This is a genomic window from Streptomyces sp. NPDC049970, assembly GCF_040660235.1.
Classification (GTDB): Bacteria; Actinomycetota; Actinomycetes; order Streptomycetales; family Streptomycetaceae; genus Streptomyces.
On sequence record NZ_JBFALP010000001.1, the window covers coordinates 104,080 to 117,072 of the forward strand.

At 72.0% G+C, this 12,993-nt stretch carries 14 protein-coding genes; 5 read left to right on the forward strand and 9 right to left on the reverse strand.

Translation table 11 applies throughout. From position 1 onward, the window contains the following. Positions 1-4 precede the first annotated feature (4 nt). Positions 5-718: a hydrogen peroxide-dependent heme synthase gene (gene hemQ, locus AB0I83_RS00360; RefSeq protein ID WP_356534422.1), complete on the forward strand. Its 714-nt coding sequence runs from the start codon at positions 5-7 to the stop codon at positions 716-718. 304 nt (positions 719-1,022) lie between these two features. Here the strand turns inward: hemQ and AB0I83_RS00365 are convergent, their stop codons facing one another. From AB0I83_RS00365 to AB0I83_RS00385, 5 genes are all read right to left on the reverse strand, one after another. Further along, positions 1,023-1,793, reverse strand: a complete 771-nt coding sequence (locus AB0I83_RS00365; RefSeq protein WP_363303036.1) for a TIGR04222 domain-containing membrane protein — start codon at positions 1,791-1,793, stop codon at positions 1,023-1,025. Positions 1,794-1,982: 189 nt separating this feature from the next. Beyond that, positions 1,983-2,999 (reverse strand): TIGR04222 domain-containing membrane protein, encoded by a 1,017-nt coding sequence (locus AB0I83_RS00370; protein ID WP_363303037.1) that lies wholly within the window; start codon positions 2,997-2,999, stop codon positions 1,983-1,985. Positions 3,000-3,004: 5 nt separating this feature from the next. Continuing rightward, positions 3,005-4,297, reverse strand: a complete 1,293-nt coding sequence (locus AB0I83_RS00375; protein ID WP_363303038.1) for a DUF692 domain-containing protein — start codon at positions 4,295-4,297, stop codon at positions 3,005-3,007. Between the two features lie 154 nt (positions 4,298-4,451). Next, positions 4,452-5,204, reverse strand: coding sequence for a DUF4142 domain-containing protein (locus AB0I83_RS00380; protein ID WP_363303427.1), 753 nt, complete (start codon positions 5,202-5,204; stop codon positions 4,452-4,454). 175 nt (positions 5,205-5,379) lie between these two features. Continuing rightward, positions 5,380-6,150 (reverse strand): peptidyl-tRNA hydrolase, encoded by a 771-nt coding sequence (locus AB0I83_RS00385; RefSeq protein WP_356842328.1) that lies wholly within the window; start codon positions 6,148-6,150, stop codon positions 5,380-5,382. A gap of 73 nt (positions 6,151-6,223) precedes the next feature. On the opposite strand from AB0I83_RS00385, the gene AB0I83_RS00390 reads away from it, so the two are divergent. After that, positions 6,224-6,901: an AIM24 family protein gene (locus AB0I83_RS00390; protein ID WP_356534414.1), complete on the forward strand. Its 678-nt coding sequence runs from the start codon at positions 6,224-6,226 to the stop codon at positions 6,899-6,901. A gap of 109 nt (positions 6,902-7,010) precedes the next feature. Then, positions 7,011-7,196, forward strand: a complete 186-nt coding sequence (locus tag AB0I83_RS00395) for a hypothetical protein (protein ID WP_356534412.1) — start codon at positions 7,011-7,013, stop codon at positions 7,194-7,196. Between the two features lie 41 nt (positions 7,197-7,237). On the opposite strand, the gene AB0I83_RS00400 is transcribed toward AB0I83_RS00395, so the two are convergent. The 4 genes from AB0I83_RS00400 to zapE all read right to left on the reverse strand — a co-directional run bounded on the left by AB0I83_RS00400 (position 7,238) and on the right by zapE (position 11,536). Continuing rightward, a complete protein-coding gene (locus AB0I83_RS00400; protein WP_363303040.1) occupies positions 7,238-8,188 on the reverse strand; it encodes a polysaccharide deacetylase family protein in 951 nt (316 codons plus the stop codon). 198 nt (positions 8,189-8,386) lie between these two features. Next, positions 8,387-9,763, reverse strand: coding sequence for an alkaline phosphatase PhoX (locus AB0I83_RS00405; protein ID WP_356534409.1), 1,377 nt, complete (start codon positions 9,761-9,763; stop codon positions 8,387-8,389). 134 nt (positions 9,764-9,897) lie between these two features. Then, positions 9,898-10,323 carry an OsmC family protein gene (locus AB0I83_RS00410; RefSeq protein ID WP_356534407.1) on the reverse strand — a complete coding sequence of 142 codons (426 nt, stop codon included), beginning with the start codon at positions 10,321-10,323 and terminating at the stop codon, positions 9,898-9,900. A gap of 82 nt (positions 10,324-10,405) precedes the next feature. After that, positions 10,406-11,536: a cell division protein ZapE gene (gene zapE / locus AB0I83_RS00415; RefSeq protein ID WP_356534406.1), complete on the reverse strand. Its 1,131-nt coding sequence runs from the start codon at positions 11,534-11,536 to the stop codon at positions 10,406-10,408. A gap of 37 nt (positions 11,537-11,573) precedes the next feature. Between zapE and AB0I83_RS00420 the strand changes: the two genes are divergently transcribed. Next, positions 11,574-12,344 (forward strand): pyrimidine reductase family protein, encoded by a 771-nt coding sequence (locus tag AB0I83_RS00420; RefSeq protein ID WP_356534404.1) that lies wholly within the window; start codon positions 11,574-11,576, stop codon positions 12,342-12,344. A gap of 158 nt (positions 12,345-12,502) precedes the next feature. Next, a complete protein-coding gene (locus AB0I83_RS00425; protein WP_356534403.1) occupies positions 12,503-12,955 on the forward strand; it encodes an indole-3-glycerol phosphate synthase in 453 nt (150 codons plus the stop codon). Positions 12,956-12,993: the final 38 nt, after the last annotated feature.

Sequence of the window (12,993 nt, forward strand, 5' to 3'; positions counted from 1 at the left end):
CCGTATGAGTGCGCCAGAAAAGCTTCCGAACGCGGGTAAGAAGGCCAAGGACCTCAACGAGGTCATCCGCTACACGCTGTGGTCCGTCTTCAGGCTGAAGGACGTCCTTCCTGTCGACCGCGCCGGTTACGCCGACGAGGTCCAGGAGCTGTTCGACCAGCTCGCTGCCAAGGACGTCACGGTCCGAGGCACCTACGACGTGTCCGGTCTGCGGGCCGACGCCGATCTGATGATCTGGTGGCACGCGGAGACCTCCGACGAACTCCAGGAGGCGTACAACCTCTTCCGGCGCACGAAGCTGGGCCGCGCACTCGACCCGGTGTGGTCGAACATGGCGCTGCACCGCCCCGCCGAGTTCAACAAGTCGCACGTGCCGGCCTTCCTGGCCGACGAGACGGCCCGTGACTACATCAGCGTGTACCCCTTCGTGCGCAGTTACGACTGGTACCTGCTGCCGGACGAGGACCGTCGCCGTATGCTCTCGGACCACGGCAAGATGGCCCGCGGTTACCCTGACGTGCGGGCCAACACGGTGGCCTCCTTCTCGCTGGGCGACTACGAGTGGGTCCTCGCCTTCGAGGCCGACGAGCTGTACCGCATCGTCGACCTCATGCGTCATCTGCGTGCGTCCGAGGCGCGGCTGCACGTACGTGAAGAGGTGCCGTTCTACACGGGACGCAGGAAGTCCATCGCAGACTTGGTGTCCGGACTCGCATAGCCAGCGTTTCCGGTCATCCAGACCCGGAAGATCAGTTGGCGGGCAACGGCGCGTGTGACGCCGCCCGTCGTTCCAGCGATCACCGGGTCCGGTGCCGGGTGCACATCGGCCGAAGGCCGGCGAACCGCCGTGGCGCGCGGGGGAGTCATCCATTCCTCCCCGCAGACCGCCGCTCCTCGCCGGCACCGGCCGATGTGTCCCGGCCCGCATACGTGGATACGGCACGACGGAGGGCCGCCCCGGCCGGGGCGGCCCTCCGTCGTGCCCGGGTCGTCCGGGGCCGCGCCGCTCGCCCCGGCGCGTCTCAGGACCGCGGCCCGCTCAGCAGGGCGGCCCGCAGCGCCGGGTCCTGGACGGCGCCCACGCCCCGCACCGCCACCGCCGCCAGGAGGTCGCGGTCCGCACCGTGCACCGGGGCCGGCAGCGAGTCCAGCCACCGCTGCCCGGTCGGGGAGGCCCACGGGCTGTACGGGGGGTTCTCCACCCTGGCGATGGCCAGGCATCCCAGCGTCAGCACCAGCGGCAGTCCGAACCAGGACGCCACCAGGCCTGCCTGGTCGGCTTCCTGACCAGGCATCAGCATGGCGGTCACGGCCAGGGCCACGACCAGTACGGCGGCGCCCCGGACGGACCGCACCGCCGACTCCAGGGTCGTACGGGTGCCGTGCGGCACGGCGAGCCCCGCCGCCACGAGACGGTCGGCGAGGGTGCGTACGGCGTCGGCGGCCGCAGCGGACGCCCTTATCGGAGCTATCCGGGACTGGCCTCCCGGCCCGATCGCCCGGATCACCGTGCGTTCCACCTCGTCCCGCCCCTCCGGGTCGACGACCGTCGCCCAGCCCGTGTGGGCGAGCAGCAGCCGACGTCGCAGATGCATGGAGACCAGGGCCAGGTCGGCGACCCGGTGCGGTCCTCCGGCCAGGAACGCCGTCTCGTACAGGTTGAGTTCGGGCGGGGTGTGTTCCCGCGGGCCGCAGGGCTGCCGCTGGGCCGCGCCCGCGGTGACGAGGCACAGCCGGATGCAGGAGACGGCCGCGGCACCCCATGCGACCAGAAGAAGCAATACCCAGAGCATGACGGAGTTCTATGCGAAACCTGCGGGGAAGCGCCACGGGTTGTTCACGATTCGGACGAATCCCGGTCACGAATGGTCACCGGTGGCTGAAACCATACGCATGCCAACCCATCTGCGGCGTGTGCCGGTTGTGACGGGATGTCCGTCGTGACGGAGCGGCGCAGCCGGCGCCCGCCGCGACCGCGGGGTTCACGAACCGCCGCCCCCGCAGCTGGAACCACCGCCACCGCCGCAGCTCGACCCGCCTCCGCAGCTGGACCCGCCACCGCCCCCGCAACTGGACCCGCTACTGCCGCCGCAGCTCGATCCCGAGCTGCACGTGGAGCCCGTCCCCGAGTCGCCGCCCCCGCCGGTGGAGCCGCCGCAGCCGCCGCCGGGTCCCGCCCCCGCGCACCACATCACCGGCACGAACGCCGTCGTCCCCGGGTCCGACGCCGAGGAGGTCCTGGTGCGCCGCTGCCGGGCCGCCGCCACCAGCTGACCCTGGAGCTCGGGGTCGGGGAGCGAGCCCAGCCCCCGGGTGGCCACCAGGTGGGCCGGATCGGTCAGGTGGGCGTTGGCCGTGCGGTAGCTCTCGACCGCCCCGCGCCCCGCCGTGGTGAGCCGTGCCCTGGCGGCCGACGCGGTGACCAGACCGACCACGGCGCCGACCAGGAGGGCCGGAAGCACCTTCACGACGAAGGGGAACGGAGGATCCGTGTACCCGTCGTGCGTGGCGTACTCCGCGATGGTCAGGGCGATGGAGACCGGGAAGCCCACCATGCACCCGATACCCAGGGTGAACGCCCGGACGCGGCGGGTCCGGCTCCCTCCGGGTGCGACCATCAGCCCCCGTTCGGCGAGGCCGTCGCCGATCTCCTGCACCGCCGGGTGCCTCATCACGGCCTCCCGCAGGGTGTGCAGGGCGCCGCTCGGGGCGGCGGCCGACTCCTGGAGCACGGCGCGTTCCACCGGGTCACGGGCCTCGTCCCGCAGGACCACGACGATGCCGGGCCCACCGACGGCCAGCCGCCCGTCCGCGTGCAGACGGGTGAGGGCGGTGTCCACCACCCTGGCCGGGCCGCCGCTCAGGAACGCCGCCTCGAAGAGGTCGTGCACGTACCCGGCGGTGCCGCTGCCCCGCAGACCGGCGTGGCGCGTCGCGACGACCAGGAGTGTCGAGGAGACGGCCACGACAAGGGTCACAAGAAGAGCGAGAGTGTTCACGGCGGTCACTTTCCGATGAGGGCTGAACGGGCGGCGCGGACCAGACGGGTCCCCCGGCGCGGTGGGCGCGGTGCGGCGCGCTCCTGCCACCAGCGGGTCAGCCTCCGTCGGGCCGCCTCGTCGTCCGGCTGGCCCGAGACGAGCAACTGCTCGGCGAAGCCGAGGGCGTCACGGCGGTAGCCGGCGGACATCGGCCGGTTCCTGGCGTACGCGAGGAACGCCTGCCGGTAGCCGTCGCCGAGGATCTCGGGCAACTCCGGTGCGACCTTGGCGACGACGTCGGCGCGCTTCGCCGCCAGGGCACGGCTCTGCACCCCGAGCCGCCGGTGGTCGAAGCCGTCCGGTGCCGGTGTCCCGGCCACCAGGGACGAGAGCAGCGCGGTCTGCGCCACCGCCGTACGGTCGCGGGCCCCGGCAGTCCGGGAGGACGGCTCGGCGGCCCGCACGGGCCTCTGCCGCGTCGGCACGGGCACCGCGGTCGACGCGGCCAGGGTGTCCCGGATCGCGGCCAGTTCACCCGCCAGCTCCGCGGCCGGCGGGAAGTCGTCGTCGCGCTCCAGCAGCACTCCCGGCGGGTCGACGCGGGAGCGGAGCTCGCTCAGCACGTCCAGGACCGGGCGGGTCACGGGATGGGCGTGGGTGTCGTGCCAGACCCCGTCCTTCTCGACGCCGCCCGCCACGTGGACGTACGCGATGGCCTCCACCGGCAGTTCGTCGAGGGCGGTCGCCGGGTCCTCGCCGCGGTTGACGTGGTTGGTGTGCAGATTGGCGACGTCGATCAGCAGCCCTACGCCGGTGCGCTCGACCAGCTCCGCGAGGAACTGCCCCTCGGTCAGCTCCTCGTCCGGCCAGGAGATCAGCGCTGCGATGTTCTCCAGGGCAAGGGGAACGGGCAGCGAGTCCTGGGCGATCCGCACGTTCTCGCACAGCACCTCCAGCGCGTCCCAGGTCCGCGGCACGGGCAGCAGGTGGCCCGCCTCCAGCACCTGCGACGCGGTGAGGAGTCCTCCGGCCCGTACGAACGCGATGTGCTCGGTCACCAGGGGCGCGTCCAGCAGTTCGGCCCGCGCGGCCAGGTCGGCGAGACGGCCGGGGTCCGGTCGGCCTGCCCCGCCGAGGCCCAGTGAGACGCCGTGCGGGACGACGGTGACCCCTCGCCCCCTGAGGCGCGCGAGGGACTCGGGGAGGTGGCCCGCACAGATGTTCTCCGCGACCGCCTCGACCCAGTCGATCCCCGGCAGCGCCTCGACCGCGTCCGCTATCTCCGGCCGCCAGCCGATCCCTGTTCCCAGCCTCATGGTGTCCCCTCCCCGTTCTGTCCAGGGGTGATGGCCCCGCCGGGCGGCGGTGAACCCGAAAGGGGGGACGTTCAGAGGTGAATTTGAGGTTCCCTGACGCGCGCATGTCGTGCCGTTGCACGATCGCGATGTGTTCGGCCGGCCGTTCGCGGGCCTACGGCTGCGGCAGCGGGGCCATGGTGGGCGGCACCGGGCGTGAGGTGAAGGACTGGTCGGCGCCCGGGGTCACCGGTACCGGGACCTGGGGGACGCCGCCGCCCGACGATACGGGCGGACCCGAGGGGCCGGCGGTCGAAGCCGCCGCCGCGTCGCGCGCCAGACCGTCGAAGTCGACGAACCCGGTGCGTTCCAGCATGGTGATGTGGTCGAGCACGGTCTGGTTGGCGTCCGAGGCCAGCTGGCGGATCAGCGAGTTGCGTGTGGTGTGCCGGACCTGGGCGATCAGCGCGAACACCTTGCCGTGCGCGGCCCGCAGGAGGTTGGCGAACTTCTGCTCGTACTCCTGGCCACTGGCGGCGGTGAGCTCGTCGAGCCAGCCCTGCTGCTGTTCCGACGGCTGGTTCGGGAGCTCGACGCCGAGCTTGGCCGCCACGTCGCGGGCCCGCCGGTCCAGGTCCGTGTGCCCGACCACCAGGTGGTCGCCGGCCAGCCTCACGCCCTCGCTCGGCGCGCGCTCGATGGCCTGCTGCCCCGCCGGCAGTTCCCACAGCCCGGCCAGGCGCACCTTGACCAGGAAGTCCCGGTCGGTGGCGGAGAGCGGACCCCACTGGGTGGCGACGCTGGACGCGTTCAGATTGGCCTCGCCGGTCCCGGAGCGGTCCGCGTAGGACCAGACGGGAAAGGCGAGCGCGCCGAGCGTGGCGACCAGCGCGGCGATGATGAGGGCCGTTCCGTTGATGCGTCGCAGCAAGATGTTCTCCCGGGCCGGTACGTGACAGCGTCGAATCGACCGCCAACTGACTCGTCGGGCAACCTGCTTGGCGGTACGCCGATGTGGCGGTACGGGGAGATACGCAATCGGGCGCGGCGATGTTCAGCCGGGCCGGAACCGGTCGCGCGTGGAACCGGCCCGGCACGTCAGGTCAGCGGCGCAGCGCCGGATGATCGGCGACGACCGTGCAGGAGCCCGGGGCGACCTCGGTGAATCCGGCGTCGCGCACCACCGGGAGCCCGCTCGCGGTGAGTTCGCGCCAGCGGCCGGCTTCCGGGGTCGCGACACAGAGCGGGAAGCCCGCCTCGCGCCAGGCCTTGCGCTCCGTGTCCGACAGCTCCCACCAGGCGAGCTGCGCGCCGTGCCCGGCCTGCGCCATCGCCTTGCCCGCCGACATGCCGACCTCCGGATTCATCCAGAGCACGGGACCGGCCGGATCGGGCGCGGCCGGGGGCTCGGGGTCGTCGAGATCGGTGCCCGACACCTGGAGCTTGGCCAGCTCCTTGGGCCAGCCGTCCAACGGCACGGGCGGGAAGACCCGGACCTCGGCGTGCTCACCGGTGACCGTGATCCCGGGCAGCGCGCACGCCTTGCGCCACTCCGCGCCGCGGGCCCGCCGGACCACCTTGCGGATCCGGGCGTCCTGCCAGTCGCGCACGGCCCGCGCCCACTCACCCTCGCCCTCGCTCCCGATCTCGTCCTCACCGAGGGACCGGACGTCGGAGAGGAGCGTGAGCACCGCGCGGGCGGCGGTGACCAGCGCGTCGTTGCGCGCCGGGGGATCCGTCTTCTCGATGTGCACCACCAGCGGCAGGACGAACTGCGGCGCCTCGTCGCGGGGTGTCGGCTCCGTACGGAACGGGCTGTCGGCGGGGGCCGGGGACGCCGCGGGAAGGGGCTCGGGAATGCTGTCGCTGCTCACCCACCCAGTCTGCCAGGCGTCCCGCGGAAGCCGTTCTTGGCGGAACGCGGGGCTCCGGGTGAGGATGCACGGCATGAAGAGCGACCTCTTTTCCAGCGAGCACATGGCGCAGCAGGCCACCGCCCCCGGCATGACCCTGCAGAACGCCAAATCCATCAAGTACGCCGTCGACGGCGAGCTGCACGCGCGTCAGGGATCGATGATCGCCTTTCGTGGCAGTCTCCAGTTCGAGCGCAAGGGCCAGGGCATCGGCGGCATGCTCAAGCGCGCGGTCACCGGCGAGGGCCTGCCGCTCATGGCTGTCTCCGGCCGGGGCGAGGCGTGGTTCGCCCACGAAGCGGCGAACTGTTTCATCGTGGACATGGAGCAGGGCGACGTCCTGACCGTCAACGGCCGCAACGTCCTGTGCTTCGACTCCACCCTCGCGTACGAGATCAAGACCGTGAAGGGCGCCGGAATGACCGGCGGCGGCCTCTTCAACAGCGTCTTCAGCGGCCACGGCAAACTCGGCCTGATCTGCGACGGCACTCCCATAGTGATACCCGTCACAGCGCAGCAGCCGGTGTACGTCGACACCGACGCGGTGGTCGGCTGGAGCGCGCAGCTCTCCACCTCGCTGCACCGTTCGCAGAGCTTCGGCTCGATGGTGCGCGGCGGCTCCGGCGAGGCGGTCCAGCTGATGCTGCAGGGGGAGGGGTTCGTGATCGTGCGGCCCAGTGAGCTGAAGCCGGAGAAGCCGTCGGCCAACTGATCCCGCTGATCCCGCTGGGTGGCGGCCGGCCGGGCCGTGCGTCCGGGGTGCCGCGCGGGTCCGGTCCGGAGCCGCGATCCGCTGCCCGCGCGTGAGTACCCTCGTGCGCATGGACGATGCGTACTGCGAGACGCCCGCGCCGGCCCCCGACCCCGCACCCGGGGACGCGGGTCCGCCGTACGCCGACTGCGTGCTGTGCCGGAAGCCGACCGAGTACCCGGAGTCGGCGAAGGGGCGCACGCTCTGCCCGGTCTGCGCCTGGCAGGAGGCGGAACGTAACGCGTGCTCCGGCTGACCGGTGCGGGGGTGCCCACGCCGGGCCCCCACGGCGGCGCGTCAGCTCCGGGAGCCGCGCATCAGCTCCGAGACCTTCACGAAGCGGTAGCCCCGCTCGCGCAGCTCCGGGACGATCCGGCGTACGGCCTCGTCGGTGACGGGTGCCGCGCTCCGGGTGCAGTGCATCACCACCAGCGAGCCGGGCCGCACTTCCGCCAGCACCTGCTCCGCCACGGCGTCGGCGTCCGTGGCGAAGGCGTCGCCGCTGACCACGTCCCACTGCACCGCGGTCACCCCGGTCGGGGCCAGGGTCTTCAGCGACGCGTCGTCGTAACAGCCTCCGGGGAACCGGAAGTACGGCACGACGTTGCGTGCGCCCGTCCCCCGGATCGCGGCGAAGGCCCGTTCCACCTCACGCCGCATGTCCGCCCTCGCCACGGTCGGCAGTCCGTAGCACGGGGAGGAGAAGGCGTAGTGGCTGAAGGAGTGGTTGGCGATCTCGAACAGCGGATCCGTGCCGATCGCTCGGGCCTGGACGGCGTACTCCTGTGCCCATCTGCCCGTCATGAAGACCGTCGACGGCACCTCCAGCCGGCGCAGGGACGTGATCAGCCCCGGATTGTCGAAGTGCTCGCCCGCAGCGGCCCTCGGCCCCTGATCCGCCGTCATGTCCGCGTCGAACGTGAGGGCCACGACCTTGTCGGTCCCGGCAACCCTGCCCGCTCCGTCCGTCTCCCCGGCCTTCTCCGTCCCGGCCCGGGACGGAGCGCCGTCGGCCCGGCGCTCGAAGACCGGTGTGCGGCCGCCGGGGCCGGGGGCGAGCACGGGGGGCCCGCTCTCCGCGGCCTGCTTCGGGACCCGTGACGGGGACGCGGATCCCGTGGCGGACTCCTGGCCGGATCGCTGCGCTCGTGGGGGAGAGGCCGCCGGTTCCGCGCCCGTCCCCGCGCGGGTGGCGTCAGGGCCCCCGCAGCCGACGAGCGCCGCGCCCAGGACAGCCAGTGCGGTCATCGTACGAACAGATCTGATCACATTCCGAAGTTATCTGATGGATAATCAGATCATTCCGAGGCGCTCCGGTCGCGGCCCGGACGGATCACCGCGTCCCGTGGAAGCGGGCCCGTCCCGGCCTGCCGGCGCCCGAGCGCCCCGGCCCGTTCAGCGCCGGGGCCGCCCGGACCCGTCAGTCCCGGGGCCTGCCGTGACCGGTCAGCGCCAGGGGCCCGTCACGGCGAAGGTCGTGCCCGGCGTGTAGCAGTTCACGAACATCGTGCCGCCGTCCGGCGAGAACGTGACCCCGGCGAACTCGCCCCACTCCGGTTCGTCGGCCGTCCCGATGTTCTGCCGCCCGCGCGCCATCGGGTAGACGTCGCCGCGCCGCGTCACTCCGAGCACGTGCTGGGCGCCGCCGCCGTCCTCGCAGACCATCAGCCCGCCACCCGCGGCGAGGCAGATGTTGTCCGGGGACTCGCCCGGCAACTGGATGTCGGTGTCCGGGCCGAAGACGACCACCAGCGTGAGCCGGCGTCGCTTCGGTTCGTACCGCCACACCTGGCCGAAGTGGTCGGCCGCCGAACCCTCCGCGCTGTGCGCGAAGCTGGAGACGAAGTACACCGAGGAGCCGCCCCAGTAGCAGCCCTCCAGCTTCTGGGCGTGGGTGATGCCCTTCGGCCCGAAGTCCTGCAGCCGGATCGGCGTCCCGTCCGCCTGCGGGTCCGGTACGGGGACCCACTCGATCCGGTCGAAGCTCGCACCGGTCTCCTGCACGACGGAGAGGTCGGGCACGCCGGGCACCCGCATCGCCTCCAGGGCGCCCCCGGCGCGCAGCGAGCCCGTGCCGCCGAGCGGCTTCTTCGGGAGGAAGCGGTAGAAGAGCCCGAACGGCTTCTCGAACGCGTCCTCGGTCTCGTACACGATCCCGTTGCCCGGATCGACGGCGATCGCCTCGTGCTGGAAGCGGCCCATCGCGGTCAGCGGCACGGCCCCGGTGCGGCGCGGATCGGCGCCGTCCACCTCGAAGACGAAGCCGTGGTCCTTCGTGTAGCCGTTGGTGCCGGCCCTGTCCTCGGTCTCCTCGCAGGTCAGCCAGGTGTTCCAAGGGGTGGGGCCGCCCGCGCAGTTGACGGCCGTACCGGCGATGGCGACGCGCTCACCGCGTACGCCGCCGTTCGCGTCGAGCTCGATGGACGTACAGCCGCCCTTGCCCATCGGGTCGTAGGTGAGGCCCTCGACCGTGGGTACGCCGATCTTTCCGGTGACCCGGTTCTCGTGGTTGCGGACGAGATGGACCCGCCCGTGGCGGCCGGCGAAGGCGGACATGCCGTCATGGTTGCTGGGCACGAGGCCCTCACCGGAGCGGAGCGGGTCGCCCTCCCGGGAGAGCACGCGGTAGCGGAAACCTTTCGGCAGGTCGAGCAGGCCGTCGGGGTCCGGCAGGAGGGGCCCGTAACCACTGTGGCCCCTGGCTTCTGCGGTGCCCGCGAAGAGTTCGGTGAAGGCCCCGGTGAAGGCTACGGAGGCCGCGGTCGCGGCGCTTCCTGCCAGGACCTGTCGTCGTGTCGCGAGTCGTCGAGGTGCGGATGACATTGAGGCAACTCCCTGTTGGCGGACAGGTGAAGTGACCCGCATGTGTGTACCACGCGTCGAGGCGCGCGGGAACCATGCGGACCACGGTGCCCCTTGTGTCCCCGGGGCGGACGAGGCCCCGGGGACGGGTGGGATCAGGCCAGCGACGCGGTGAGCGTGATGGTGGTGCCCGTGAGCGCCTGGCTGACCGGGCAGTTCGCCTTGGCGTCCTCGGCGGCCTTCACGAAGCCCGCCTCGTCGAGTCCGGGAACCGTGCCCTCGACCGTGAGGTGGATGCCGGTGATGCCGGTGCCGGGCTGGAAGGTGACCTCGGCCTGCGTGTTCAGCCGGGTCGGCGGGTTGCCCGCCGTGGCCAGGCCGTTGGAGAGGGCCATCGAGAAGCAGCTGGAGTGCGCCGCCGCGATGAGCTCCTCCGGGCTGGTCTTGCCGTTCGCCTTCTCCGCGCGGGAAGGCCAGGAGACCGGGTACTCCCCGATCCCCGAGGAGTCGAGGGTGACAACGCCGTTGCCCTCGATCAGGTTGCCTTCCCAGACCGTGTGCGCCTGACGCGTGGTAGCCATGCTGGATCCCTTCGAACGGAGTGCGCGCTTACGGGTGTACGGCGTGTCCGGAGACGGCGCCTGACACCCTTCGCCCCCGAACCTACTGCGCCACCAGCCCCTTCGCGTCACGCGCCAGCGCCGTCAGACGCGAGATGGCGCGGAAGTACTTCTTCCGGTACCCGCCGTTCAGCATCTCGTCGCTGAACAGCCGGTCGAAGGGGAGACCGGACGCGAGCACCGGTACCTCGCGGTCGTACAGCCGGTCGGCGAGCACCACGAGGCGCAGCGCCGTCGACTGGTCGGGCACCGGGCCCACATCGGTCAGGCAGACCGCCGAGATCCCGTCCGTCAGCGCGCCGTAGCGGCTCGGGTGGACCCGCGCCAGATGGTCGAGCAGAGCCGGGAAGTCGTCGAGCGAGGCGCCCGCGGTCGCGTACGCCGCCCTGGTCACCTGATCGGTGGAGTACGGCGGCGGTGCCTCGGGCAGCCCGCGGTGGCGGTAGTCCTCGCCGTCGATACGCAGGGGCCTGAAGTGCGAGGAGAGCCCCTGGATCTCACGGAGGAAGTCGACCGCCGCGAACCGGCCCTCGCCCAGCTTGCCGGGGAGCGTGTTCGACGTGGCGGCCAGTGCGACGCCCGCCTCGACGAGCCTGCTGAGCAGCGAGGACACCAGGACGGTGTCGCCCGGGTCGTCAAGTTCGAATTCGTCGATGCAGAGCAGTCGGTGCCCGCTCAGCGTCTGCACGGTCTGCTGGAAGCCCAGCGCGCCGACCAGGTTCGTGAGCTCCACGAAGGTGCCGAAGGCCTTGAGGGAGGGGTCGGCCGGCGTGGCGTGCCAGAGCGAGGCCAGCAGGTGCGTCTTGCCCACGCCGTACCCGCCGTCGAGGTAGACACCGCGCGGCCCGGTGGGTGCCGGCTGCTTCTTGCCGAAGAGTCCGCCCGTCGCCCGCAGCCACTTTCCGGGGGACCCGCCTCGCGATCCGCCCGAGCCCGTCGCGTGCGCCCCGCCGAGTCCGGCGGCGAAGGAGCTGAGCACGCCGACCGCCTCGGTCTGGCTCGGCTGGTTCGGGTCCGGTACGTACGTATCGAAGCGCACCGAGTCGAAGCGCGGCGGCGGCACCATCTCCGCGACCAGCCGGTCGGCGGGAACGCGCGGCTCGAGGGCGCACAGGGACTGCGGGGCCGTTTCGGCTATGGGGCGCTGCCCCGGCACGGCTGTTGAGGACGACACAACTCTCCACCTTAAGGGCCGTGCCAGACTGCGGGGCATGCGACGCCTGCTCCCTGTGACGGACCCGACAACCCCGGCCGCTGCCGCTGACCACGAGTGGACGCTCGACGAGCTGGCGGACGCCTACGCGTACCCCGGCGGCGGACGCCCTTGGCTGCGCGCCAACATGGTGTCCACGCTGGACGGCGCCGCCCAGCACGACGGCCGGTCCCAGGGCATCTCGTGCCCGGCCGACATGCGGATCTTCGGCACCCTGCGGGGGCTCGCCGACGTCGTCGTCGTCGGAGCCGAGACCGTGCGCCTCGAGGGTTACCGGCCCGCCCGGGCCCGCGAGGCCTTCGCCGCCCGGCGTGCTGCGGCGGGTCAGGGCCCCGCCCCCGCGGTCGCCGTGGTCAGCGCGAGCCTCGACCTGGACTTCTCGCTCCCGCTCTTCGTCTCGCCCCTGGTCCCGACGTTCGTGATCACGGGGGCCGCGGCGCCCCAGGACCGGATCCGGGCGGCCCGGGACGCGGGGGCCGAGGTGCTCGTCGCCGGGGACGGCGGCGCTGTCGATCCGGCCCGCGCGGTGGCGGAACTCGCGGCACGGGGCCTCAACCGGCTCCTCACCGAGGGCGGACCGCGCCTCCTCGGCCAGTTCGTCGCGGCCGGGGTGCTGGACGAGCTCTGCCTGACCCTGTCCCCGCTGCTCACGGCCGGAGAGGCGCAGCGGATCGCCGGCGGACCCGCCGTCGCCGTGCCGGAACGTTTCTCCCTTGTCTCGCTGCTGGAGGAGTCAGGGTTCCTCTTCACCCGGTACGGGAAGATCTGACACTTAGCGGAATTTACCGTTCCGCTTAGCTCCGGGTGGGCACACTTAGTCCTGCTACCCCGTGCAATTGCGGGGAAGGATGGTTTCAGCAACAGAGGTCGTCCCGGCGGCCGACAAGATGAAGCGGAAGGGCGCCTGTCGTGTTCACAAGCGTTTTGATGATCGAGAAACCCCTCACCCCCGAGGACGTGGAGTTCGTCACGACCCTCCACGGCGAGGAGCGGATCTCGTTCGTCGTCCTGATGCAGCCCCGCAGCGACCAGGCCGACGTACTGCTGCGCGCGATCGACGACGTGGCGATCGGTGAGCTCCGGGAGGCCGTACGCGAGGGGGACCGGCCCGAGGGCAAGGAAGCCCGCGAGCCGGCCGAGATGGCGCTGGAGTACTCGCTCAGGGAACTGCGCGAGGCGGGCTCCGAGGCGGTCGGACAGGTGATCGAGGACCACCCCCTGGACAAGCTCAAGACGGTCGTCGACGACTCGGGGGCCGACGAGGTCATCGTGCTGACCGCGCCGCACTACGTCGAGGAGTTCTTCCACCGCGACTGGGCGTCCCGCGCCCGTCACAAGGTCGGCGTACCGGTGCTCAAGCTCTTCGCGCACAGCGAATAGGCTGGGGCGCACCAGATCCACGTCACACCTCGGGAGAC